This is a genomic window from Peribacillus sp. P4_B1, assembly GCF_056402395.1.
Map to the genome: position 1 here is coordinate 1 of NZ_JBFUHM010000039.1, position 22,184 is coordinate 22,184.

Consider the following 22,184-nt stretch of genomic DNA (forward strand, 5'->3'; position numbering starts at 1 on the left):
AACGTATCTCCAACAACGTATCTCCAACAATAGTATTTARCCCGTATTTCTCTCTCATTTCACAAAAGTAATTGACCATATAACTGATATCAATAACGGGTTCATCCAATAATGTAATCAACCCWTCCTCTTCCCACTCAAATATTGGAGGTTTTAATTTTGCYTCTTTGATAAAATCACGTCTTGCAAACTGATGGCTTTCCCATRWATAATTTTCACCATCCTTAAATAAAACACCGCATGCTGTAAAGTCTTTTATGAATGAGAAATCAATTGCACCTACACATGTTTTATTTTCTAGTCGATCATATGGAATAGGCTTATTAGTCGCTTGGATATCTTCCCAGGATGCTACCTTAACCGTATTATCTTCTTGAGGAAGATTCATCCTTTTGGCCATGAATTCAGGTAGCCCGGAWGGGTCATCTTCAAGATCCAAATATTCATCCATAATTGTGTCRAACAGTTCTTCAGCATATGGGCTCCTTGGCTGACTAAACATAGGATTTGCCTTTTCCCATAATTCTGATCTTTCGACTTCATCCTTACTGTCCATTTTGCAAATGAAAACAAAACGGTTTTCACGTCTACTTCCGCCTCTTAAGACTTCTAAACACTGCTCAATAAATCTATCAAAAAAACCACCACGGACATGACCGTTGGTGGATATATAAATTCTTCTTCTATGCTTTACTTTACCTAATCCTGAGCTTAGCGTGTTTATTAGTTTTGTATCTTCATAAATATGCCATTCATCAAAAATCAAACATCCAGGTCGGCCGCCATCTTTTGTGTCGGCATTGGATGTCCGGAACTTGAATTCCGCAAGAGCAGCCTTTCCAGTGATCTTCGTCTTAGTCCAGGAGAAGAAGTTCTTCATAAATTTCTTGTTCTTTTCCTTCATGTTGTAAGCTTCTTTTACAGATGTTTCAGCTTGATCTTCACTATTGGCAACAACATCTACGTTATATCCTTCGATACCATGACCAGGGCTAATAAAATAATCAGCAAGGCCCGAAATCAATCCATTCTTCCCATTCCCACGAGCAATAACAATAACGATATCTTTATAAAATAACTTGTCACGTTCTTTGTATTTAAGGAATATAAAAGCAATAATAAACTTTTGAAATGGTTCTAATTTAAAATACCATTTCTCAATATAGTTTATACATTGCTCAATTTGCTTTTCATCGAAATATATATCGTCACGAACAAGAACTTCGGTTTCTAATTGTCTTATTAAATCAATTCGCTCTTGGTTAAATACAACGTGACCCTTTCGCCACGTCTCAATATAAGCATATACATATTTTTGATGTATCAGTATAAATCACTGACTTCTGGTCCGTCATTATCCTTCTCATCATCTTTAGGTATAACTGATACATTAAACATTTCAAATTTAATAGATTTTTCAAGAGCGATTAATGTTTTTGTGAGCTTATTTAATTCATTTATAGCAGGATTTGCTTTAGTGAATTCCTGATTTGCATTAATAGTTGTTGCCATTACGCCGCCTTTGTTGATTGCAATTTGAAGTTTTCTAATTTGCTTAACAATCGCTATATACCTCATTACCTTATCAACTTCTATTAAATCGTCTCTATCAATTCGGTTCATCAATTGGTTTTCCAATTCTGAAATTTTTACAACTCCACCCACAAAAACACCCCCCCTCTTGTTTTAACCCCCTAATATAGCAATGGTTTTTTTGATTTTTTTTGGACAGCAGAGCCCCCTCCCCGGTCCCCGGGTAAAATTAAAAATAGCCTCTTTGCAAGGCGGGGGGTGTTACCATCTTTCATCATCCCATCTTTTCTTTTTGGTTTGGCCAAAGACCCTGCCTTCCTTAACATTGTGATGATAAACGCATAATGTTTCCAAATTATTTAATACTAGTGCCAGCTGCGGATAATTTTCTATGCCATACTTATGGTCAACATTGAGAACAATATCCTTTCGTTTACCTTTTTCTTTGATTGAATCAACAGTAGCCTTTCCCTCTTTCTTGCACCATTGACATTCAAAGTTATCTCTTATCAATGCCTGCTGCCTTAGCTTGTTCCATTCACTGGTACGATAGAACTTCTTCTTCTGTACATCGGTCTTGTACTCAGTCATCTTTCTCTATAACCACCTTCTTTCTCCATAATAAAAAGCACCATCGCTAGGATGATGCTTCTCTTTTCTTATCCAGATAATCTTTACGCTTTACTATATCTTCTTCTGCTTAGAGCTTAATATTGCCTTATTTTTTTTTAACAGCTCTATATATTAGTAACCCTATTAAACCAACTACAATTAAAAGCCCAATTAAACCTGGTAAACTAAAGTTTCCCATTTTTATATCACTCCTTTATAAAGCATATAGATTAAATGTACCGTCATTTGTTTTAATTGCGGTATATGCATTAGTATTAGTATACACTACAAGTGCTGCAGTGTATTTTTTAGTTTTATCGGTATTCAGTGAAGAACTTGTTGTACTATCAGACATCGAAGTATTTGAAACTATACCTACGATTGTTCCACTAGTTCCAATAGCCCCATAAGCAACATTAGTTATAACGTGCTTTATACTTTTTACTTTCGATGAACCAGCAGTAATTTTAGTTTTTATATTTCCTCTGTAGCTATGATTTACTACATTAAGAGTTGAATATACTTTCCCTGTAAATGAAACAGTTACACCGAATTTTTTATAGCCGGTTTTGCTAAAAGATTTGCTGGCTGAATCCTTAAATATCGAATAAGCCTGTATACCATTACTGTTATCAACGATATTGCTTTCTTTGTCATAATTATATTCTGCATATGCTCTTACAAACTCTGAATCTTCCGGAGAAAAAGGTTCCTCAATTTTGTAAGATGAATTAATTTGTAAGAACCGTTCACTAATTTGATCTGGTGATAGATTTTTATTAATTTCAAACTCAATTTCATTTACATTAATAGGTGCAATTTCTTGTAGATCTTCAGGGAGAGTGCTTTCTTCTGTAGTAGTGTTGTTATAGATATCATCTTCCGTAGTCGTATCTTCATTTGCAAATACCGGAAATGATGTGGAAAAACCTAACAATAGACATAAGAATAATAATGGAATGACTTTTTTCACTGGTGTTAACCTCCTAAAATTTGAATACATAGGATAATATAACATAAAAATTATGAGTTTTTTTTACTACAAAAGAAATAAATGTTTTCAAATAATTAAAAAATCTTACTTTTTAATGAAGGAAAAAATTTCAGAGTACTGCGATTCGAGTACTCTAGCGTACTGCAATTCGAGTACTCTGGCGTACTGCAATCCGAGTACGGAACATTCGTTTGTATAATTATTAGCACAACAAAACAGCTAAAGGTGCATAGCCATAAACACTTATCAGGTGTTCCCCTTTGCACGACTCCCTCTCGGTTGGGCCATTAGCTACTTTGTTGGAGCAATAAAAAAGGCATCCAGCAATTGGATGCTAATAATTTATTTCTTCAATAAGTTCCAAATAATGTTGTTCTAATTGAAAACTTAGGTCCCTTACAATCTCACTTTGATGGAAAATTAGCTTTCTTTCGTTTTTGTATAAGTTCTTAATAATACTTGATAATTTTTTTTCTTGTTCTCTGTCCAAAGAAAAGTCTGTCCAATTTATATTAACAACATCACTTCCCTTTTTATTTTCTTTTTCAATTAGTGCATCTGTAAAATTAAATAAACTATATTCTGATTCCCACATTAACTCTTGGTATAGATCATTTACTTTCTTTCTTGTTTCAAAAAACATACGATAAGCTTTTGAATCAACATAAACAATATCTTTATTAATAGTTTCCAATAATTGATCAGTATATTTAAAGTATATTTGGGTTTTTATCAGTTGATAATTCTCATCGATTTCAAAAAAAACATTTTTCTTTTCACCAAAATCTAAAGCTAATAATCTATCAAAGTCATTGTTACGTTTATCTAAATAAGTCATTAGAGTTTCTAATCGAAAAAGTTTTTCTGGGTATTCTTCTCGTTTCTTCAAGTCATTATTATGCTTTATTGTCAATTGCACCCCTAAAAGAGTAAGTACTCCTGAGATAACTCCGCCAACAATCGCTCCCCAAAAAGTTCCCAATAAACTGATCCAGGTATTTACATCTCCTTTTACAGGAAACACATGTAGAAACATTAGTATATTTATTACAATTGGAAAGGCAATCATTAGCCCAATTATAATAAAAAATAAATTTTTGCTAGTTTTTCTATCCATACTTACCACCCCCATAGAGAAAAATTATACACTATTTGGAGTGCCTTTCCTTCTTTATCCATAAAAAGACGACACCATTTGAGTGCCGCCCCGTTTCTTTATCCTCGATGATATAAATTTAACACGTTTAAAACCAAATGCTCTGCCGTCTTCCTGCCAAAAGTCTGCCTTTTGTCTGCCAGATTATTTATTTTGTTCCACTGGAACCAAATCCACCTTCTGATCTCGCAGTTTCGGATAATTCGACAGTTTGCGATATGTCCACACTAATTACAGGGGAAATCACCATTTGTGCAATTCTCATTTGTTTCTCTACTTTAAAATCTTCTTTACCATGATTAATTAAAATTACACCTATTTCACCTCTATAACCTTCATCGATTGTACCTGGGCTATTTAAAACAGTGATGGAGTGTTTAAGAGCTAAACCACTCCTAGGTCTAACTTGTGCTTCAGTCCCCACTGGAAGCTCAATTTTTATACCGGTTTTTATTAGTGCTGATTCCGTTGGTTTAATAACTTTTTCCTCAACTGAAAATAAATCCATTCCTGCGTCACCTGGATGAGCTTGATAAGGGAGTTTTGCTTCACCATTTAATAAACTGACCTTTAGTTGATATTGCATTACTTAATTTCCTCCTTGATGGGCTTTGTAATATACAGTAATCCGATTACTATTGGTATAAGTGCAACAACTGTACTTTGATCAAGTACCAATAAAAACCCTAACATCTTTATTGATTTGAAATGAATAATTATTCTGAGAGTAATTGCTAAGATAAGAATAATACAAAGAACGCTTAAACCATAATATTTTATTACATTCAATCCAAACTTCAATCTGCTCCGTTTTATAGCATTTTTAATTGGTTTTTTAGATTCAGTTGAAATACTTCGCACCTTCTCTGAAAACTCTTGAGAAATATTTTGATCATTAAAAATGGTATTAGTCTTAGCTATAAAGTTTCTTTGACTTTCAGATAAATCATTTTCTAGTATTTTATCTGAAATTGATTTTAAGATATCTTTTCTACTAGAAACATTATCATGATCTTTAGATGATGGTGTACGCAATTTGTAAAATATTAAGGTGATAAATGTTTTATCAACCGGTAATTTCAACTCCATTTTTGTAGGGTTGTTAATAGAAATCAAAAGTGGCCCATTCCAATTAGGATCTAAAGTGGTTGAAATATGTCCGAATCCATTAGAAACGACTCCCACCTTTGAATGAAAAGTACCCGCAATTTTTTTTGAAATCCACACTGATTCCTTTGTAAGTATTAATACTGTATCATGTGGTTTAATGTGATAATACCCGTCTTTTTCTAAAATTAAATCTTTGTCCTGTAAAGAGAACACAAAATCACTGGGACTGAGATTATAACCAAGTGGCGTCAAATTATTTTCAGAATAAGGATGAATAACTATTTCTTTACTAAGGTAAGCCTTTATATCCCTATCAGAAAACATCTTTATCAACTCCTATCTTTTCCATATTTGAGTTTTATCATTACTTGTTTCAAAGAAAAACACCCATAATGGGTGCATTCATTTATAAACTTCAATCATTAAAATAAATGCCAGCTTGTAGAATATTCTCGCTTTTAGTCGATAATACCTTCTTTCGCTGTATCCAATTTCATTTATTTTCATAATGGTACACATCTTCATCTTAGTATCTTTGAAGGAAACTTAGAAGTATTGAATAAGTAGCTGTAACTTTAGACAACCTTTCTTCTGGAATAGTGAAAATGTAGAATCGTGTCTTTTTTAAAGCTAATTCAACTGCATCTCTAGTTTTTTCTCTATCGATTTCAGGTAGAATGAATAATTGACCCACCTAACATTCCCCCTATAGAATAATATTTCTACCAAAAACACACACCGTAGCCAGGAGAAATCCTGGTCTTTTTTGCCTTACCGTCATTGTTTCGATTTAATAAATATTACTATTTCATGCCGAATCCCGCTTGAAATTTAGCCAATATCCCCCTCTGTGTTATCTTCAAGACATAGGGAGTATAACTCGCCAACACCTTCAAAACGTTACTGTATGAAGCTTTCAGACCCCTTTTAAAAACGAGTTAAACAATAGCGTTTTTATGTCTAACTGTTTGTCCAAAAAAAGATTTTTTAGATTCTTAACCCTGTTTGGTATTTATTCTGCTTGTCCTGGGTGATGCCAATATACCTCATGGTAATCTCCGGATGACTATGATTTAATGCTTCTTGAAGAACGGCAACATCCTTGTACTGATTGTAATGATGATATCCATATGTTTTTCTCAACGAATGGCAGCCAATCCGTTCAAGATCAAATTCATCTGCTATTTCTTGCAATATAGTATAGGCCATACCTCTTGATATAGGTTTTACTCTACCTTTTCTGTCACTCTGCCGACTCTGAAAAAGAAATTCATTTTTATGTTTCTCTTGAACGTATCGCTTAATGGCTTTTTTTAGTTCTGGTGGCATTTTGACTTCTTTTGTTTTCTTTGTCTTACCTTCCTTTACAAAAACAGACCAACCTTGAACATCCTTCACTTTCAGTTTTAATATATCGGATATTCTCAAGCCGGTTTGTATACCGAATAAAAACAGAATATAATTTCGCTCGTTTCGCTCTTTTAACATCGCCTTAATTTCTTGGATTGTATTCAAATTGCGAATTGGTTGTACAATATTCACCTTTCCTCACCTACTCTAATCTTCTTTTGAGAAAAAAGAAAAAGCACTCCTAGGAATGCCCTTAGAATTACCACCTCATTATGCTAATTGCTTAATAAAATATTCCCGTTCTTATCAATCACCTGGGAGAATGGCTGGGATTGCAGTAACGGTCGCTGTACAAAATGACAGTCTGTCTTTACAAAGGAATTTCACACTTTGTAGCCCCGTAGCTATCGTTCGCAATACAGCTAGACTCCAGTTGTTCCCCCTTATTAGCCGGCAACCTTCTCAGTCATTCGATACACTCGAGTACACCATTGGTATGGGAAAGATGCGTCTCCCATCAGGAGATTACCTGATAAGAAAATATTACAGTCATTCGAAAAATAAAAAGGTACCCAGTTTGTTCGAAATTTGTTCGGTTTTTGTTCAAATTTTTTCAAAAAAAAAAAAAAACAGCCCTCAGATTATGCCGAGTGCTGTTGCCAAACGATATATAGCCGCCCTTTTTTTCTCATAGTATTTTCCCTTCTTTAAGCCGAGCTCCATGTAGATATAAATATCATTCGTCTCATGAGAAGTGAAATACTTCATTTCAATGATTCTATTCTCTATAAAATCTAAACTACACTCTAATGCTCTTTCAATCTGTTTTACTTTTAATTCATTTAATCGGTCTTGCTTCCGTACTGAAGGAAAGAGATCCACAATACCTGCTTCTGTCTGTTCTCTTTTATTTTCAATTTGTACCTTCAAAGCACGATAATGTCTAAGCTCACGAATAATAACGTTCTGTACTTCCTTTTCATTTATATCAGAAAAGAATGTAAGTTGCTTGGCATTCATTTATTATCACTCCTTCAAATATGAAACAAAAAAGGACACTAAATAAGCGTTAGCTTACTCAGTGCCCTCGGTTTTTCCGTTAGACTATTTTTTAAAACTGACTATATTTTTTTTGTCTTGGCTCTCATTTAAATAACCATGAGGTAAATTGGATAAAGCTTCAATATCATATTGATGTATTGCAAGCTCAGAAGAAATTGCATTCTTACTTTTTACGTTATGTTTAAGAATCAGATCAAGTGCTTCCTTTAAAAGTACTGGTGACTCTTCATATAATAATTCATCATACGGTTCTTTTGTTCGCCATCCCTTTTTATTAATTTGTTTCCAAAGATAGCTATATTGGTTATCATTAATTAGATTTAAATCATAAGATCTATAAATCATAGCTTGAACTGAAACATTCCATCTTTTCTTCAACAACAAATAATAATCTAAAGAATTAGTCATTAACTCTTCTGAAAAAGAATCTCTTGGCAATAAAAATGCAGATGCAAACTTATTTGCCTCTTCTTCCATTCTTTTATATACATCCTTTTTGTTAAATTCGGTTTTTAATACATTCTTATGAAGAATGTAATGACCGAGTTCATGGGCTAGTGTAAATTTGATTCTAGAATTAGTGCCTCGTTCGTTGCCAATGAGAATAAATAATTTACCATCCTCTTCTCTCCATTTTGAACAAGCATCTATGGATAAGTTACTGTCTTTTATGAAACTGACTATTATCCCATTTTTCTCAAATAAGTGTGTTAGATCAGAGATTGGGCCATTATTAAGGTTCCAAAAGTTTCGGATCTCTTGAGCAATATTTTCTATTTCATCAAATCCAGTAGGTTCAAAGAAAAATGATTTATCTCTCGAAAAAGAAAGTATATTTAACTTTGGAAATTCTAATATTTCCTCAAGGTACTCGAATATTTCTATTAACCAAGATATTTTTATTTCATGAATTCGTTTCATTTTTGCCGTTGTATTGGCCTTACTTCTAAAATATACAATTTGATTCATATTTTTGTCTTTAGAATCTTTAAAAAAATACTCATAAGGAACATTTAATATGCTCATAATTTTAATTAATATCTCAGCAGAAGGTAATGCTTTAGAATTTTCATATTTTGATATTGCTTGATGAGATACTCCAATTTCATCTGCAAGTTCTCTTATAGTTAACCCTTTTACCTCTCTTGCACTCCTTAATTTTTCAGGAATAAAAGTTCTTTTATTGGTTTTTACCTCCATTGTCTTGTACTCCTTGTGCGAAGTCCTTAAATTTAACGAGCTGCTCTTTTGTTATTTTATTTCCTTCCTGACCTTCATCCAATAAGTAAAGTTCTTTTGTGAGGTCAATTACGCTATACCATTTACCTCTGCCATCCGGAACTCCTAAGTTAACAAATTTAACACTTCGATCAATGTGATTATGTGTTAGTTGTAAATACCCTGGCTCTTCTTTTAATTCCTGATTATTCATATCCCAAAACAGTTGATTTTCCTTCTGAAGAATAGAACGATAAATGGCTTTTCGCGCAGAAGTACTATTATTATTAGCTCTGTTAATTGTAAGAACCGTATTATTTGTCTTTATTTCAACATGATATGATGATTTATTTTTATTTGGCTCAATAAAAGCTTGAAGATTTTTGAGCTTACCAGTTAGTACTGCTTCGTAGAGGGTGTATTGCACTGCGATGTTGTCTAGGTATCCGATATGTTTTTTCCCCAATGCCCATTTTAAAAACGATACGTCTTTAAGTGCCTCGTCAACCAATTGGTAGGCTGCTTGCACTAAGGGAACAATTTGACTTCTAACATTTCTTGGAATTTCCTTGTTTATAAACTTTTTAACATCAAAGGGTACAATAATCTCCATATTTAAACAGCACCTCGCACACTCTATAGTATGCTACCATATTACCTTTTTTTATAATTTTTGGCAACCACTTTGTTTTTTATACCTTCTTTTTCACAGTAGTCTCTAATCTATCCACTTTTCCACTTAGCGTAACGATGACCGTCTCGCCGTAATTTGGAAGATCGTGCTCTATCAATTGTCCATCCTTAACTAAATACATTTTTTTGTTATCCATTAAATTTACTTCGGCAATCATTTTTAAATCGACAGCTTCTTTCATTGAGATTCCTCCCTGTGAAATAATCCTCACGTCTCTACATGCTGCTAGGACAGCATCATATAGCCGACCCATAAATCCTCCTCTGATATTCCTTCAACAACTCATTCATTCTCGGCTTATTATTCACTTTAAAATAAAAATCGAGTACTGAAATATCGTCAGTAAATTTGATCGTGTTTTTTTCATATACCAGAAATTCAATCAACAGACGGAGTGAATTATGCTTGTGTTTGATGGACTCATGATAAAGTTCCCTAACCGTCATGTCTGCGCTCCAGATTGAGGAACACCCCATACTCTTTGATGAATGCTAATGATATGGTTCCTATGGGTCCATTCCTTTGTTTGCCGATGATGATTTCAATAATGTTTTTGCTCTCAGATTCTTTATCGTAATAATCATCCCGATAAAGAAATCCAATCACGTCAGCGTCTTGTTCAATTTGGCCTGATTCACGTATATCTGACATCATAGGCCGTTTATCTTGCCTTTGTTCTACCGCTCTTGATAGCTGACTTAAGGCAATAACACATACATCCAATTCCCTTGCCATATGCTTTAGCATCCGACTGATTTCACTAATTTCTTGCATCCGATTCCCTTTATGTTTGGTTGATCCTGTAATGAGCTGCAGGTAATCAATAATGACCAGAATGTCTTTCCCTTCGAAATCCCGTTTCATCTTGCGGACCTTCGCCCAAATTTGATTAACAGTAATACCTGGATTATCAAATATTCTTAAATTCAGGTTGCTAACATCTCCCATTGCACCTGTTAGCTTTCCCCAATCTTTATCGACCAGGTTGCTTGTTCTAATATGTTGAGCATTGATCCTTCCGTTGCTCGAAATCATTCTTTTTAATAATTGTTTTCTCCCCATTTCCAAGGAGAAGAACCCGACAGCGAATTGTTTCTGTTTAGCTACTCCCTCTGCTATGTTCAATGCAAATGCCGTTTTCCCTACAGATGGCCGGGCGGCAATGACAATGAGGTCTTGTTTTTGTAAACCGGCTGTCATTCGGTCTAATTCTGTAAACCCTATAGGCATACCGGTAATTTCACCTTTTGGTGTTTCTAATTCATCGTATACTGCAACCAAGTCATCTTTTATGGACCCATCATCATCGTCAGTCGAGTTATCTTCTAACCGCATAAAATTATTGATTCCTGTCTGAATAACAACTGCAGGCTCTCCGGAAAGGGCCGATTCCTTAATTTGATTTGCGATTGTGATAGCTTCTCGCCTTTGCCAGTATTCGTGAAGTACTTTTTCGTAGTATGTAAAACTGGCTGTAGATGGTATTGATGCTGCCAAGTCACCTAAATAATCTGGCCCTCCAATTTTCTCTATGTTTTTCCTTCCGACTCGTTCCATTACTGATACAAAATCAATGGGAATCCCTTTCTCGTCCAAATCTTGTAACGTCCATAAAACATTGAAATTCTTCCCTGGTGATAGTTGATAAGGCTTTATCTTCCCGTCTTTAATTAATCCAGGCTCAGCCAATAAAATCCCCAAATATGATTTTTCAACTTCAAGATTGTATAAAAGTTGCTCTTCCATATTTAAGACCTTCCTAGTATTTTTCTGATTTGCGCCTTGGATACTTCGATAGAGTGGGCAGCCTCTTCACTAATTTCTGATTTACTTTCTATCAACCTTAGATATTCTAGTGTTTCATCCACGCTAGGAATCGAGTCCATCCTGTCTAACGGCCTTTTCTTCACAAGATCAGCTATCGTTGGAGGAAAAACACTTGATTCAAGGTGACGATCAAAATTTCTCATAACCCTTTCATAATCGTGTTTTTGCAATACTCGTTCCCAAGAATCAAGTAATCTAGTAGGTTCTTGAACGACAAACTTTCCTGGATAACTTGATTGAATCGAATCTAGTAATTCTGCAATTTGCCTACGTTCCATGGGTTAACCTCCCCTTTCTACCAGGGCTAAAAAATTGTTTGGTGTTTTGTGTTTACCCGTATTCATTTGTAGCAATGGTTTAGATAACTTATCTGCTGCTTCTTCTGCTGTCGTGTTTCGAATGATTCCACTTGTGTAATTCTCCTTTTTAGAATGATAAGCGGGATTTTCGGTATGGGTTTTTAAGCCATACTCTACACAAATCGTTGGACGCTTGTCCCAGTCTTGATACATCCCTAAAATCACAGAAGGAGATATCTTAGCACTCACCCTTGTATGCCGAATCATTTCTAGGTAATCATCAATAATCTTTAATTGATTTTTGGAATACCTGAGACGCAAATTTTCAATTTGTTCGAGTATATTGTTTTTATTCCTTTCCTTTACTTTACTTTCCTTTACTTTACTTTCCTTTACTTTACTTTGGGGATTAATGTCACCATTTACTTTGTTTGTTTTATAATTAATGTTTACATTAACTTCTTTATTGTCTGCATTAACTAGAGAAATTGAAATTTTACTAGAGCCGATATGTTCTCGATAATCTACCAGCAAAAATTCTTCGTGAAGAGTAACAGACTTTCTCCGGACAATTGCCTCTATATAACGAGTTTGAATGCCCTTTGACGTTAAAATCTCATATTTATCAAATGTTTCTTGGTCAAATAGCCCCCAGTTAAGGCAATCAATAACTATCTCTTGAACTGTATTTATGTTTACATTTATTCGGCTTGAAAAGAGTAATTGCTCTCGTTCTGTCCATCGATAAAAGTACCCCTCTTTATAGATTTTCATGAGGAGTTTCAGCGTAATTCCAAATCCTGTTACACCATGTTTCGCTTCAATCAAAGCAATTTTATCGTCTTGATCCATATCAACATCCAATGGGAAATAGTCTAAACCTTCTTTTTTTGGTCTGGCCATTATCACCTCGCCTCCTTTTTCAAAAATTGTTGGTAAAAATCGATTTTTTAAAACCTACTTAAGGAACGAATGTTTGCCGCTCCATTAATAATCTGTTAAAATAGAACTATCGAAATATTGAGTAGTTGAGTCGGTAGCTCACTGCTCTTTTTTTATGTTGTTTTTTAATAGATAGTGCTTCTGCATTAGAGACAATTTCAACCATTCCCCTGCGATGATCTTCACTTTATTACCCCCAATCTATTTTTCATAAAATAGTTGTTCCTATAATTAATCCTCCGATCATCGGTAATAGCTGATGAATCATATTTATACCATCCATACCATAAAGGTAAGCTACTGCCACTTCAGGTGCATTAGTTACCTGAACCCATTGCATGAACGTCCCTATGTCGGGAACTTTTCGGTCTTTCTCAAATTTTGAAACACAAGACTGTGTACGGTTCAGTTGATGGGCTAACTCTTCTTGTGATAGACCGGCCCGCTCCCTACATGCTTGCAGAACAGATCCGAATTTCATTATTTTCACCACCTTTATATGCCGAATCGGAATACTCCGTCTTGGTGATACTTGTTAAGATGAAGGTGACCAGTTTTCAATGAGCTGTATGACAGACTGAAGGTCCCTGCTCTTAACATCTTTGTAAGTAGGCACGCCGAATATATCTTTGATTTCCCGATATAATTCCTTAAAAAGCCTGGCAGCTCCTTTCTTGTCATCTGTGAATTCATAGACTCGACGTGCTACACCTTTTTCAAGGCGGCACTTTTCGCCATGATTTAGTTGTGTCACTAAACGACCTCCTTATTGAAATAGCCTGTGTTTTCATCAACCCAGCGTGTGTTTCGCTCAATCCACTTGAACAGTAAATGTGTTGGAATTAATACACCAGCTTCTCTGAAAACCGGAAAGTCTGGACGGTTTAATAATTCAGATGTTTTTGTTTCACCGATGTTGAAAAGTTGCATCAACTGTTTTCTTGTGAGCATTGGCGGTAATTGATTTTGCTGGACTACATCGATCATGGCATTTTTTATTTCTTGTCGAAGCACTTCTCGAAAGTTTTCATCAGCAAAATCAAGATTTACTTGAATCATTGGAATTACCTCCTTAAGCTGTATTTGTTTGTTTCAAATCGCTACAATTTTTCTCAAAAAAAAGCGTCCAATCAAACCCAATGATTTCGGCTATTTCTTTAGCGACTTTTACACTGGGACTTCTAACCCCTGACTCGATTTGCGTATAATAGGGTCGTTTAATGTCTGCTTGAGTGGCAACCTCTTCTTGAGTTAAATTTGCTTTAGTTCTTTTATCAAGGAGCCATTGTCTTGATTTCACGTTTTCCCCCCCTTTATTGTAGCGTTATGCTACTTTATTTTAATATACAGTAGCGATTTGACACAGTCAATAATTTTTGTAACATTTTGCTACAATTATTTCATGTAGCATTCTGCTACAGTATAATTAAGGTAATTAGTAAAGAAATGAGGCCTTATAATGTTGGGAGCTAGACTTAAAAAACTAAGGTCAAAACAAGGACTGTCTCAAGAAGAACTTTCTAAAATTCTCGGTTTAACAAGAGGAACCTATGCTCATTACGAAATTAATAAAAGACAACCTGATTATGACACTTTGAAAAAAATTGCTGACTTTTTTGATGTCACTCTTGATTATTTAATTACAGGGAACGAGAAAAACATATCTCCAGATGAAATGTGGCAAGAATTTCTTAATCCTAAAACACAAATATTCTTCAAGGATTTACAAAACGCTCCAGAAGAAAAAATTGAAGAATTAATTCGCTTTTGGGAGTTCATTAAAGAGAGAGATAAGAGTAAGTAATAGCTAGCCTTTTTAAAGGGCTTTCTATGGAATCAACATAGTCGATTTTACCCAAATCCTTTTGCCTATTGGGTATTAAATTTTTAATATAAATATAAATTATAGGAGGTTATTTAAGTGAAAAGATTTACATTTGGAGGATTAATACTATCAACAGGTCTTATATTGTCAGGTTGTGGAGGGAGCGACGAAACAACCTCAGTTTCTGAGGAGAAAGCCAAAGAAGAGCCAAAGAGTGCTGAACAAAAAGAAGTGAAAAATGAAATACCAAAACCAGAAAAAGACGAAGCTGGCAATACTATCTTAGACGTAGTAGGACAAAAGGCAGAATCTCCTGAGGTAACAGCTGAATTAATAAAAATAAAAGAAGTGAACGAAACATTAGATATTGCTCCCTTAACTGTTAAAGTTAAGAATATTAAACTTTTAAAACTCTCGAATATGACTGAAGATTATAAAGAAGGTCTAAAATTGGCTGCTGACACAGATACTATTGGCGATGAGGTTACTTATTTACAAATAGCTTATGAAGCTGAAAATAAAGAAGAGAAAAATATTGAATGGTACGATCTTATGAATGTTGTTACTGATAAAGGCGAACAAATTGATGCACAAATGAAAGACTTCATAACAGATGATTCCGAATTAGACTCTGAGTTTTTAGGAAAGGTCAAAAAGGAATATACTGATGGACTAATTCTAAAAAATGGGGATATCAATAAAGTAAAACTCATATTTGGTTACACCACAGATAGCACATCCTACGAGGATATTACTCCAGAACAACAAGTTGAATATTCTTTCGAATAATAAATATTAATACTAGTAGGGGCGTGTAGACTTGAAAATTATAGCTCTAGTATTAATAATATTGGGCGTTATCGGTTTATTACTGTCAATGATGATGTTTGGTGATATCGGAGTCGCGGCTGCAATCGCTTCACTAACAGCACTACTTTCTGGATTCGGTTTTATATCAGCAAATAAAAAGCTTAATAAGTTTGAAGATTTCAAGTAAGGATAGCCCATTTGGGCTTTTCTTATAAATTAAAAACGAACAAATATTCTCTTTTTTTAGGAGGGGTTTATCATGAACTATCGCTCTTCTCTACTAGAAGATTGGATTAAAAATTTTTATTATAGCATCGATATATACCATGCTCACCAACTAGATTTTTTAGATATTGCAGCACGTTTAGGACTTGTCGTTTCTTTCGAGGAAATGTCTAGCAGGTTTTATGATGGTGAAATCATTATTGAGGATCGGTTATCTTCCCAGGAGCAGTGGCAGGATTTTGCCCATGAGTTATGCCATGTTCTCAGACACGCTGGAAATCAAATCTACATGCCTAAGATGTTTTTAGAATTACAGGAAAATCAGGCAATTTATTTTGCTTACCATTTTTGCATTCCTACTTTCATGCTTTTAAAGCTGGAAATGCCTAACCATCGTAATCAGGCAATTTTTTTTTTAGCTAATACGTTTAATGTCACAAATAAATTTGCTTCACAAAGATTTGATCAATATCAAAATCATATTTACACTTCTCATTTGGTTGCTGAGAATTCAAAAATGTATACGTATTAATACTGCAGGCAAAGAAAATGAAAGGGTGTGATTGTCTTGGCTTACTTCAGAAAAGTACAGGCCAAAAACAAAAAAGGCTATACATGGTCCTTTACTATTGAACTCGGTAGGGATTCTTCAACTGGCAAACGAAAACAAATTACCAGACGTGGTTTTGAATCTAAAAAAGAAGCTGAATTAGCAGCTCACCAAATGACAATTGATGTCGATAAGGAAACTTTCGTAAATGAAAAAAATATATTGTTTATTAATTTCATTACTGATTACCTTCACATCATCGCTGAACCCTCTGTAAAAGCTTCTACCTTCCGCGGATATAAGAGTGCAGTTGAAAAACGATTAATACCCAAATTTGGTCATATTAAAATGAAAGACCTATCAGCAAAGATGATCAGCACCTATTACAATGAATTACTTAAAGAAGGTTTAACAGAAGAATTCATTCAATACATCCACTCGATTCTTAAAAATGCCTCGAAAACCGCTATCAATTGGAAATATATCAAAAATGATTTTATGAATAATGTTAAAGCTCCTAGACGTCAAAAGAAAAATGTTGAGACTTGGTCCATTGAAGAATGCAATACATTCCTTAATAGAATGAGAGATCAAAAGGATCATATTTTCATCTTATATTATTTGGCTATTTATACAGGAATGAGACGAGGAGAATTACTCGGGATAAAATGGAAGGATATAGACTTTAATAAAAAGAGAATTTTTGTGCAGCACTCCCTTTATTATATTTCAGGTCAAGGTCTTGTTTTACAAACCCCTAAAACACATAGCGGAAAAAGAAATATTTCTATTACTAATGAGATGATTGAAGAATTACAATCTTACAAAGTTAAGAAACAAGCACAACTACTAAAAGTGGGGTTGAAGTTAATAGAGGATCACTTTGTCGTTTCTGCTTTTGGTGGAGAGCCAGTAAATCCCAATACGATACACAAGCAGTTTCTTTATGATATTAAGCTTGCCGGAATGAAGAGGATACGATTTCATGATTTACGCCATACACATGCAACTATAATGTTGGAGATTGGAGAAAATTCCAAAGTGGTATCAGAAAGATTAGGACATTCAAAAGTTTCTATCACATTAGATAAATATAGTCATGTTACTCAGAATATACAGGACTCCTCTGCAGAAAACTTTTCAAAAGCTCTAGGAATAAAGAGCATGGACCCATAAATGTGGTCATTTTGTGGTCATTTAACTAAAAAAGCAATGGAGAACCCCATTACATAAGGGTTCTCCATTGCTTTTAATTACATGATCCTCTTGAACATTTTCTCCATTTCATAAATGGAATAAGAGATGATGATAGGTCTTCCATGAGGGCATGTGAAGGGATCGGTTGTCCGTCTTAGTTCATCCAAAAGTGCTTGAATTTCATCATTGCGCAGATGACGGTTTGCCTTAATGGAGGCTTTACAGCTCATCATGATTGCTGCTTCCTCACGCAGTTTTTTGATGTCTACCTTTTTCATCGATAACAATTGTTCGATCATTTCTTCCAGTATTTCCTGTTCAATTCCTTTAGGGAACCATTGAGGATGCGATCTGACAATATAGGCGTTATAGCCAAACTCCTCTAAAAAGACGCCGACTCGTTCCAACTCATCCCGATATTCATTTATCCGGATACATTGGTCAGTCGAAAATTCAAGCGTGATGGGTACGAGCATATCCTGTAGCTCGTTTTCGACTCGTCCGACTTTTTCTTTAAAATATTCGTATTTGATCCGTTCCTGGGCAGCATGTTGGTCTATGATATACAAACCTTTTTCGTTTTGGGCAAAAATATATGTTCCATGCATTTGCCCAATTGGGTACATGGGAGGGATTCGACTCTCCGACTCATCCTCCTCGATTTCTTCCTCTTGCTCGACAGTGTAGGTTGTATATTTTTCAGCCGATTCGAAATATGGTTTTCTTTCATCTTCTGGTAAGACCGGTATATAGGCATCTCCCATTTGCTGCTGTTCATTGCTGTAGATTAATTCCTTTATCGGTTCGAGATTGAATTCTTCAACATGATCCTCATAATTCTTTTGTCCCTGCTTTTCCCGGATCAAGGTATCCTTCAAGAGTGAAGCTTCTTTCTTGGCTTCTTCAAGGATACGCTTCCCCTTTTCCACGACATGGTCCAAATCCAGAGTAGTTTGCTCACTTTTCACCTGTTCTGGCTTTGGTGCAGGTGTATATCCACTAGGAATGAGAGATAGCTTTTTAAACGCAGATTTAATCGTTTCTGATAAAAGACTGTAAAGCTCCTGTTCCTTACTGAGCCTTACCTCCATTTTGGATGGATGGACATTGACATCGACAAGAATCGGATCCATTTCAATATTCAACAAAGCAATTGGAAAACGGCCAATTGGGAGAAGTGTATGGTACCCATCCAAGATCGCTTTCACGAGTGCATAGTTTTTTATGAAGCGGCCGTTTATCATGGTTGATATATAATTCCTTGAAGCCCGGGTGACCTCCGGCATAACTATATATCCGGATATTTTGAAGTCCAAAGAGCTTGCCTGAATCGGAATCATCTTTTTGGCGATATTCGTCCCATAGATTGCTGCTAGCACCTGCCTGACATCACCGTTACCATTCGTATGCAGGATACGCTTCTCATTGTGGGATAACCGTATAGAAACATCCGGGTGCGAAAGTGCGAGCCTGTTAGCGACATCCGTAATATTTCCTAGCTCGGTATGAATGGTTTTCATATATTTCAACCTTGCAGGAGTATTGTAAAACAAGTCGGAAACCAGGATATCCGTTCCCTTACGGCTGGATGAAGCCTCGAGTTCTTTAACCATGCCGCCTTCAAGAAGTATGCGCGTTCCTACACCTTCGCCAGTGCTGCTTTTCAATTCGAAACGGGAAACTGAAGCAATACTGGGCATCGCTTCTCCCCGGAAGCCCAGTGTCCGAATTCGGAAGAGGTCATTTTCATCTTTTATTTTACTTGTGGCATGACGTTTAAATGCTGCCTCAATGTCATCAGCCAAAATCCCATCGCCATTGTCCACGATCCTAATGGAACCAAGTCCAGCTTCCACCAATTCAATCTCTATAATGGTACTGTTTGCATCTATTGCGTTTTCCACAAGTTCCTTAACGACTGAGGCAGGGCGTTCTACAACTTCGCCAGCTGCGATTTTATTAGATAAAGCCTCGTCAAGCTGTATGATTTTCCCCATTTTTATCGCCTCGCTTTTGTTCTCATTTTAGTTTCTTTTGTAATTTATAAAGAATATTCATCGCCTCAAGCGGCGTCATTTCAAGGATATCCAGTGATTTTAAGTCGTCCAGCACCTTATTTTCCTTAGGTGAAGAATTCACTCTTCCCTTAGGAGCCTCTTCCCCAAAGAAGGAAAGCTGTGCCTCATTGACTGATGTTACAGGAGCTGCTTCGGCGATAGGTGCTTTTACAACAGCAGCAGGCTGGTCATGCATCCCCTTTTCTTGTCCATTTTCATTCTCTAACTTCGCTAAAATAGCAGCGGCCCGATCAATTAACTGCTTCGGTAAATCAGCAAGCTTTGCCACGTGAATTCCATAACTTTTATCTGCTGGCCCTTCTTTAATTTTATGAAGGAAAACGACATTTCCATTTTGCTCAATTGCACTGACATGGATATTTTTCAATTTAGGCAGTTCCGATGCCAATACCGTCAATTCATGATAATGAGTCGAAAAGAGGGTCTTTGCCCCAATTTCTTCATGAATATATTCAATGATGGCCTGGGCAAGTGCCATCCCATCGTAAGTTGATGTTCCCCGCCCGATCTCATCAAATAATATCAAACTGTTTTCAGTCGCATTCATAATGGCATTTCTTGCCTCAAGCATCTCGACCATGAATGTACTTTGACCGGAAATCAAATCATCAGCAGCGCCAATCCTAGTAAATACCTTATCAAAAATAGGCAATTCAGCTATACTTGCGGAAACGAAGCATCCAATCTGCGCTAGAATCGATGTTAGTGCAAGCTGGCGCATATACGTGCTTTTACCCGACATATTGGGCCCTGTGATCAAGAGTAGCTCCCGTTCTCCATCCATAAAGCAGTCATTTGGGACATACTCCTGTGATTGAAGGACTTTCTCCACTACTGGATGCCGGCCTTCCTTCAGGACGATTCTTCGATCATCAGAAAAGACAGGCTTCACATAATGGCGTTCTTCGCTAATCGTCGCAAAGCACTGCAGGACATCCAATTCACTGACGCCTTTCGCCAAATCCTGTAAGCGCGGGATATAGCTTTTGACCTCTTCACGAAGATTGAGGAATAGGTCATATTCCAAACTGATGCTTTTTTCCTCTGCTTGTAAAATCAAAGCTTCCTTTTCTTTTAATTCAGGTGTGATATAACGTTCGGCATTCGTTAAAGTTTGCTTCCTTTCATAGCGCCCTTCTTCAAGCAGGTGCAAATTGGCTCGTGTGACTTCAATATAATAGCCAAAAACACGATTATAACCGATTTTCAATGATCTGATTCCTGTACGTTCCCGCTCTTCACGTTCCAGCTGAGCAATCCACGTTTTCCCGTTCCTGCTGGCATCCCTGTATATATCCAGCTCCTTATGGAAACCGTCCTGAATGATATTCCCTTCCTTGACGGACAATGGCGGGTTTTCAACAAGCGCTGTTTCAAGTAAATCCGTCACTTCTTCACAAGGATCCAATTTATCGGCAAGAATTGAAATATCATGTTCGGAAGCCATTGAATTCACGATTTCACGAATGATTGGCACCTGTTGCAATGAACGCTTCAATTGAATCAAGTCCCTAGCGTTTACATTCCCGAAGGCGACCCTTCCGGCCAGCCTCTCCAAGTCATACACTTCCTTCAGGCGTTCACGTAAGTCTTGCCGTTCGAAGTATTGATTTTTCAGGGTTTCAACAAGGCTTTGCCTCCGCTCGATCTGGTTTTTATTAATGAGCGGTCTATCAATCCATTGCTTCAGCATCCTTCCGCCCATGGCTGTTTTCGTTTCATCAAGCAGCCATAATAATGAGCCTTTTTTACCTTTGGAACGAATGGTTTCAGTCAACTCCAAATTGCGTTTGCTATAATAATCAATTTTCATATATTGTGACGTTTCATATGCAAGCACTGGCTGTAGATGATCCAGGCTGCGTTTTTGGGTACGGTATAGATAATTCAATAAACGTGAGGTCGTTGTCGCCAGTTTCTGGTCTTTTAACAGTTGAAGCAATGCAGCGAATGACTCGCTTTGAACCAAATTATTCTCTAGGGACAGAGCGGCAGCTCCCCGTTCTTGCAGCTTTTTTTTCCATTCTTCATTGAAATCTTCAGCGATGACCACTTCGCTAGCACCAAGGATGGCAAATTCATTCAGAACTTCTTCAAAACTCTCAATCAAAGTGACCTTATTTTCCCCTGTCGATAAATCATTGTATCCAAAGCCAAACTGACCATCCGTAAAATAAGTGATGGTGGCAATATAATTATTTTCCTTTTCTCTAAGGCCCTTACTGTCCATTTTCGTTCCCGGAGTAATCAGCTGGACAACTTCCCTGCGTACCACACCTTTGGCTTGTTTGGGATCCTCAGTCTGTTCACAAATAGCTACTTTAAACCCTTTTTCTATCAATATATCAATATAATTAGGAGCCGAGTGATATGGAATCCCGCACATCGGAATTCGATCTTCACTACCACCTTCTCGGCTCGTTAATGTGATTTCGAGCTCCTGTGATGCATTCAGTGCATCGTCAAAAAACATTTCATAAAAATCGCCTAAACGAAAAAATAAAAAGGCATCTTGATACTCTGCCTTAATTTTTAAATATTGCTGTATCATCGGAGTATATCCAGCCATTCTTTCAAAACCTTTCCAAACTAAAATCTATTACCCATTTATGTCCTTCATTATAACATACGGGTAAGCAACATTGCCTGTATTCGAAATTGAATGTAAATCAATTACCCTGTGGGATTAAACTGTTGAATGC

Annotated in this window: 27 protein-coding genes and 1 pseudogene; 5 read left to right on the plus strand and 23 right to left on the minus strand. The window is 36.0% G+C overall.

Annotated features, from left to right (window positions below):
• The 21 genes and pseudogenes from AC1DVK_RS19380 to AC1DVK_RS19480 all read right to left on the minus strand — a co-directional run.
• Positions 1–1,330: terminase large subunit domain-containing protein (locus AC1DVK_RS19380; RefSeq protein WP_477627191.1), on the minus strand; the 1,330-nt coding region annotated here is incomplete at its 3' end.
• Entirely contained in the window at positions 1,324–1,665 is a 342-nt protein-coding gene (locus AC1DVK_RS19385; protein WP_477627166.1) for a P27 family phage terminase small subunit, read from the minus strand. The genes AC1DVK_RS19380 and AC1DVK_RS19385, both read right to left, overlap by 7 nt.
• A 129-nt stretch (positions 1,666–1,794) precedes the next feature.
• Positions 1,795–2,124 (minus strand): HNH endonuclease, encoded by a 330-nt coding sequence (locus tag AC1DVK_RS19390; protein WP_477627167.1) that lies wholly within the window; start codon positions 2,122–2,124, stop codon positions 1,795–1,797.
• A 235-nt stretch (positions 2,125–2,359) separates the two neighbouring features.
• Positions 2,360–3,118 (minus strand): hypothetical protein, encoded by a 759-nt coding sequence (locus AC1DVK_RS19395; RefSeq protein WP_477627168.1) that lies wholly within the window; start codon positions 3,116–3,118, stop codon positions 2,360–2,362.
• A gap of 355 nt (positions 3,119–3,473) precedes the next feature.
• A complete protein-coding gene (locus tag AC1DVK_RS19400) occupies positions 3,474–4,256 on the minus strand; it encodes a hypothetical protein (RefSeq protein ID WP_477627169.1) in 783 nt (260 codons plus the stop codon).
• 187 nt (positions 4,257–4,443) lie between these two features.
• The gene (gene dut, locus AC1DVK_RS19405; protein ID WP_477627170.1) at positions 4,444–4,881 is read right to left on the minus strand and encodes a dUTP diphosphatase; all 438 of its coding nucleotides are present in this window, start codon (positions 4,879–4,881) and stop codon (positions 4,444–4,446) included.
• Positions 4,881–5,729, minus strand: coding sequence for a dCTP deaminase domain-containing protein (locus tag AC1DVK_RS19410; RefSeq protein ID WP_477627171.1), 849 nt, complete (start codon positions 5,727–5,729; stop codon positions 4,881–4,883). Before AC1DVK_RS19410 ends, dut begins: the two co-directional genes overlap by 1 nt.
• A 78-nt stretch (positions 5,730–5,807) precedes the next feature.
• Positions 5,808–5,912 (minus strand): annotated as a pseudogene (locus AC1DVK_RS19415) (ArpU family phage packaging/lysis transcriptional regulator); the annotation flags it as partial.
• Between the two features lie 19 nt (positions 5,913–5,931).
• On the minus strand, positions 5,932–6,099 hold the full coding sequence (locus AC1DVK_RS19420) for a hypothetical protein (RefSeq protein WP_477627172.1): 168 nt from the start codon (positions 6,097–6,099) through the stop codon (positions 5,932–5,934).
• A 293-nt stretch (positions 6,100–6,392) separates the two neighbouring features.
• Positions 6,393–6,947 carry a tyrosine-type recombinase/integrase gene (locus AC1DVK_RS19425; RefSeq protein WP_379175927.1) on the minus strand — a complete coding sequence of 185 codons (555 nt, stop codon included), beginning with the start codon at positions 6,945–6,947 and terminating at the stop codon, positions 6,393–6,395.
• Between the two features lie 444 nt (positions 6,948–7,391).
• On the minus strand, positions 7,392–7,775 hold the full coding sequence (locus AC1DVK_RS19430; protein ID WP_477627173.1) for an ArpU family phage packaging/lysis transcriptional regulator: 384 nt from the start codon (positions 7,773–7,775) through the stop codon (positions 7,392–7,394).
• Positions 7,776–7,859: 84 nt separating this feature from the next.
• Positions 7,860–9,017: a helix-turn-helix domain-containing protein gene (locus tag AC1DVK_RS19435; protein WP_477627174.1), complete on the minus strand. Its 1,158-nt coding sequence runs from the start codon at positions 9,015–9,017 to the stop codon at positions 7,860–7,862.
• On the minus strand, positions 8,998–9,648 hold the full coding sequence (locus tag AC1DVK_RS19440; RefSeq protein ID WP_477627175.1) for a hypothetical protein: 651 nt from the start codon (positions 9,646–9,648) through the stop codon (positions 8,998–9,000). Before AC1DVK_RS19440 ends, AC1DVK_RS19435 begins: the two co-directional genes overlap by 20 nt.
• 79 nt (positions 9,649–9,727) lie before the next feature.
• Positions 9,728–9,910 (minus strand): DUF3954 domain-containing protein, encoded by a 183-nt coding sequence (locus AC1DVK_RS19445; protein ID WP_477627176.1) that lies wholly within the window; start codon positions 9,908–9,910, stop codon positions 9,728–9,730.
• A 254-nt stretch (positions 9,911–10,164) separates the two neighbouring features.
• Positions 10,165–11,475 carry a replicative DNA helicase gene (gene dnaB / locus AC1DVK_RS19450; RefSeq protein WP_477627177.1) on the minus strand — a complete coding sequence of 437 codons (1,311 nt, stop codon included), beginning with the start codon at positions 11,473–11,475 and terminating at the stop codon, positions 10,165–10,167.
• 2 nt (positions 11,476–11,477) lie between these two features.
• Positions 11,478–11,834, minus strand: a complete 357-nt coding sequence (locus AC1DVK_RS19455; RefSeq protein ID WP_349730427.1) for a replicative helicase loader/inhibitor — start codon at positions 11,832–11,834, stop codon at positions 11,478–11,480.
• A 3-nt stretch (positions 11,835–11,837) separates the two neighbouring features.
• The gene (locus AC1DVK_RS19460; RefSeq protein WP_477627178.1) at positions 11,838–12,758 is read right to left on the minus strand and encodes a DUF4373 domain-containing protein; all 921 of its coding nucleotides are present in this window, start codon (positions 12,756–12,758) and stop codon (positions 11,838–11,840) included.
• 247 nt (positions 12,759–13,005) lie between these two features.
• Positions 13,006–13,278 carry a helix-turn-helix domain-containing protein gene (locus AC1DVK_RS19465; protein WP_328097693.1) on the minus strand — a complete coding sequence of 91 codons (273 nt, stop codon included), beginning with the start codon at positions 13,276–13,278 and terminating at the stop codon, positions 13,006–13,008.
• A 54-nt stretch (positions 13,279–13,332) separates the two neighbouring features.
• A complete protein-coding gene (locus AC1DVK_RS19470; RefSeq protein WP_477627179.1) occupies positions 13,333–13,551 on the minus strand; it encodes an ORF6C domain-containing protein in 219 nt (72 codons plus the stop codon).
• Positions 13,551–13,856 (minus strand): DNA-binding protein, encoded by a 306-nt coding sequence (locus AC1DVK_RS19475; protein WP_477627180.1) that lies wholly within the window; start codon positions 13,854–13,856, stop codon positions 13,551–13,553. Before AC1DVK_RS19475 ends, AC1DVK_RS19470 begins: the two co-directional genes overlap by 1 nt.
• Before the next feature lie 13 nt (positions 13,857–13,869).
• Positions 13,870–14,097, minus strand: a complete 228-nt coding sequence (locus tag AC1DVK_RS19480; protein ID WP_328097690.1) for a helix-turn-helix domain-containing protein — start codon at positions 14,095–14,097, stop codon at positions 13,870–13,872.
• Between the two features lie 159 nt (positions 14,098–14,256).
• Between AC1DVK_RS19480 and AC1DVK_RS19485 the strand changes: the two genes are divergently transcribed.
• The 5 genes from AC1DVK_RS19485 (at position 14,257) to AC1DVK_RS19505 (ending at position 17,383) form a co-directional block, all read left to right on the plus strand.
• On the plus strand, positions 14,257–14,601 hold the full coding sequence (locus AC1DVK_RS19485) for a helix-turn-helix domain-containing protein (protein WP_328097689.1): 345 nt from the start codon (positions 14,257–14,259) through the stop codon (positions 14,599–14,601).
• Positions 14,602–14,718: 117 nt separating this feature from the next.
• Positions 14,719–15,411 (plus strand): hypothetical protein, encoded by a 693-nt coding sequence (locus tag AC1DVK_RS19490; RefSeq protein WP_268590426.1) that lies wholly within the window; start codon positions 14,719–14,721, stop codon positions 15,409–15,411.
• 31 nt (positions 15,412–15,442) lie between these two features.
• Entirely contained in the window at positions 15,443–15,619 is a 177-nt protein-coding gene (locus AC1DVK_RS19495) for a hypothetical protein (protein WP_268590427.1), read from the plus strand.
• A 72-nt stretch (positions 15,620–15,691) separates the two neighbouring features.
• A complete protein-coding gene (locus AC1DVK_RS19500; RefSeq protein ID WP_477627181.1) occupies positions 15,692–16,189 on the plus strand; it encodes an ImmA/IrrE family metallo-endopeptidase in 498 nt (165 codons plus the stop codon).
• A 36-nt stretch (positions 16,190–16,225) separates the two neighbouring features.
• Positions 16,226–17,383, plus strand: coding sequence for a site-specific integrase (locus AC1DVK_RS19505; RefSeq protein WP_477627182.1), 1,158 nt, complete (start codon positions 16,226–16,228; stop codon positions 17,381–17,383).
• A 77-nt stretch (positions 17,384–17,460) separates the two neighbouring features.
• On the opposite strand, the gene mutL is transcribed toward AC1DVK_RS19505, so the two are convergent.
• Together mutL and mutS are read right to left on the minus strand one after the other, a co-directional pair.
• Complete coding sequence (gene mutL / locus AC1DVK_RS19510; protein ID WP_477627183.1) at positions 17,461–19,401, minus strand: DNA mismatch repair endonuclease MutL; 1,941 nt, start codon at positions 19,399–19,401, stop codon at positions 17,461–17,463.
• Between the two features lie 22 nt (positions 19,402–19,423).
• The gene (gene mutS / locus AC1DVK_RS19515; protein ID WP_477627184.1) at positions 19,424–22,051 is read right to left on the minus strand and encodes a DNA mismatch repair protein MutS; all 2,628 of its coding nucleotides are present in this window, start codon (positions 22,049–22,051) and stop codon (positions 19,424–19,426) included.
• Positions 22,052–22,184: the final 133 nt, after the last annotated feature.

Bases quoted from the DNA above. Each gene is read 5' to 3' on its own strand.
- AC1DVK_RS19410 (WP_477627171.1), bottom strand. From the start codon at position 5,729: ATGTTTTCTGATAGGGATATAAAGGCTTACCTTAGTAAAGAAATAGTT.
- AC1DVK_RS19475 (WP_477627180.1), bottom strand. From the start codon at position 13,856: ATGATTCAAGTAAATCTTGATTTTGCTGATGAAAACTTTCGAGAAGTG.
- AC1DVK_RS19465 (WP_328097693.1), bottom strand. From the start codon at position 13,278: ATGAAATTCGGATCTGTTCTGCAAGCATGTAGGGAGCGGGCCGGTCTA.
- AC1DVK_RS19485 (WP_328097689.1), top strand. From the start codon at position 14,257: ATGTTGGGAGCTAGACTTAAAAAACTAAGGTCAAAACAAGGACTGTCT.
- AC1DVK_RS19440 (WP_477627175.1), bottom strand. From the start codon at position 9,648: ATGGAGATTATTGTACCCTTTGATGTTAAAAAGTTTATAAACAAGGAA.
- AC1DVK_RS19500 (WP_477627181.1), top strand. From the start codon at position 15,692: ATGAACTATCGCTCTTCTCTACTAGAAGATTGGATTAAAAATTTTTAT.
- AC1DVK_RS19400 (WP_477627169.1), bottom strand. From the start codon at position 4,256: ATGGATAGAAAAACTAGCAAAAATTTATTTTTTATTATAATTGGGCTA.
- AC1DVK_RS19435 (WP_477627174.1), bottom strand. From the start codon at position 9,017: ATGGAGGTAAAAACCAATAAAAGAACTTTTATTCCTGAAAAATTAAGG.
- AC1DVK_RS19430 (WP_477627173.1), bottom strand. From the start codon at position 7,775: ATGAATGCCAAGCAACTTACATTCTTTTCTGATATAAATGAAAAGGAA.
- AC1DVK_RS19390 (WP_477627167.1), bottom strand. From the start codon at position 2,124: ATGACTGAGTACAAGACCGATGTACAGAAGAAGAAGTTCTATCGTACC.
- mutL (WP_477627183.1), bottom strand. From the start codon at position 19,401: ATGGGGAAAATCATACAGCTTGACGAGGCTTTATCTAATAAAATCGCA.
- dut (WP_477627170.1), bottom strand. From the start codon at position 4,881: ATGCAATATCAACTAAAGGTCAGTTTATTAAATGGTGAAGCAAAACTC.
- mutS (WP_477627184.1), bottom strand. From the start codon at position 22,051: ATGGCTGGATATACTCCGATGATACAGCAATATTTAAAAATTAAGGCA.
- dnaB (WP_477627177.1), bottom strand. From the start codon at position 11,475: ATGGAAGAGCAACTTTTATACAATCTTGAAGTTGAAAAATCATATTTG.
- AC1DVK_RS19445 (WP_477627176.1), bottom strand. From the start codon at position 9,910: ATGAAAGAAGCTGTCGATTTAAAAATGATTGCCGAAGTAAATTTAATG.
- AC1DVK_RS19460 (WP_477627178.1), bottom strand. From the start codon at position 12,758: ATGGCCAGACCAAAAAAAGAAGGTTTAGACTATTTCCCATTGGATGTT.
- AC1DVK_RS19455 (WP_349730427.1), bottom strand. From the start codon at position 11,834: ATGGAACGTAGGCAAATTGCAGAATTACTAGATTCGATTCAATCAAGT.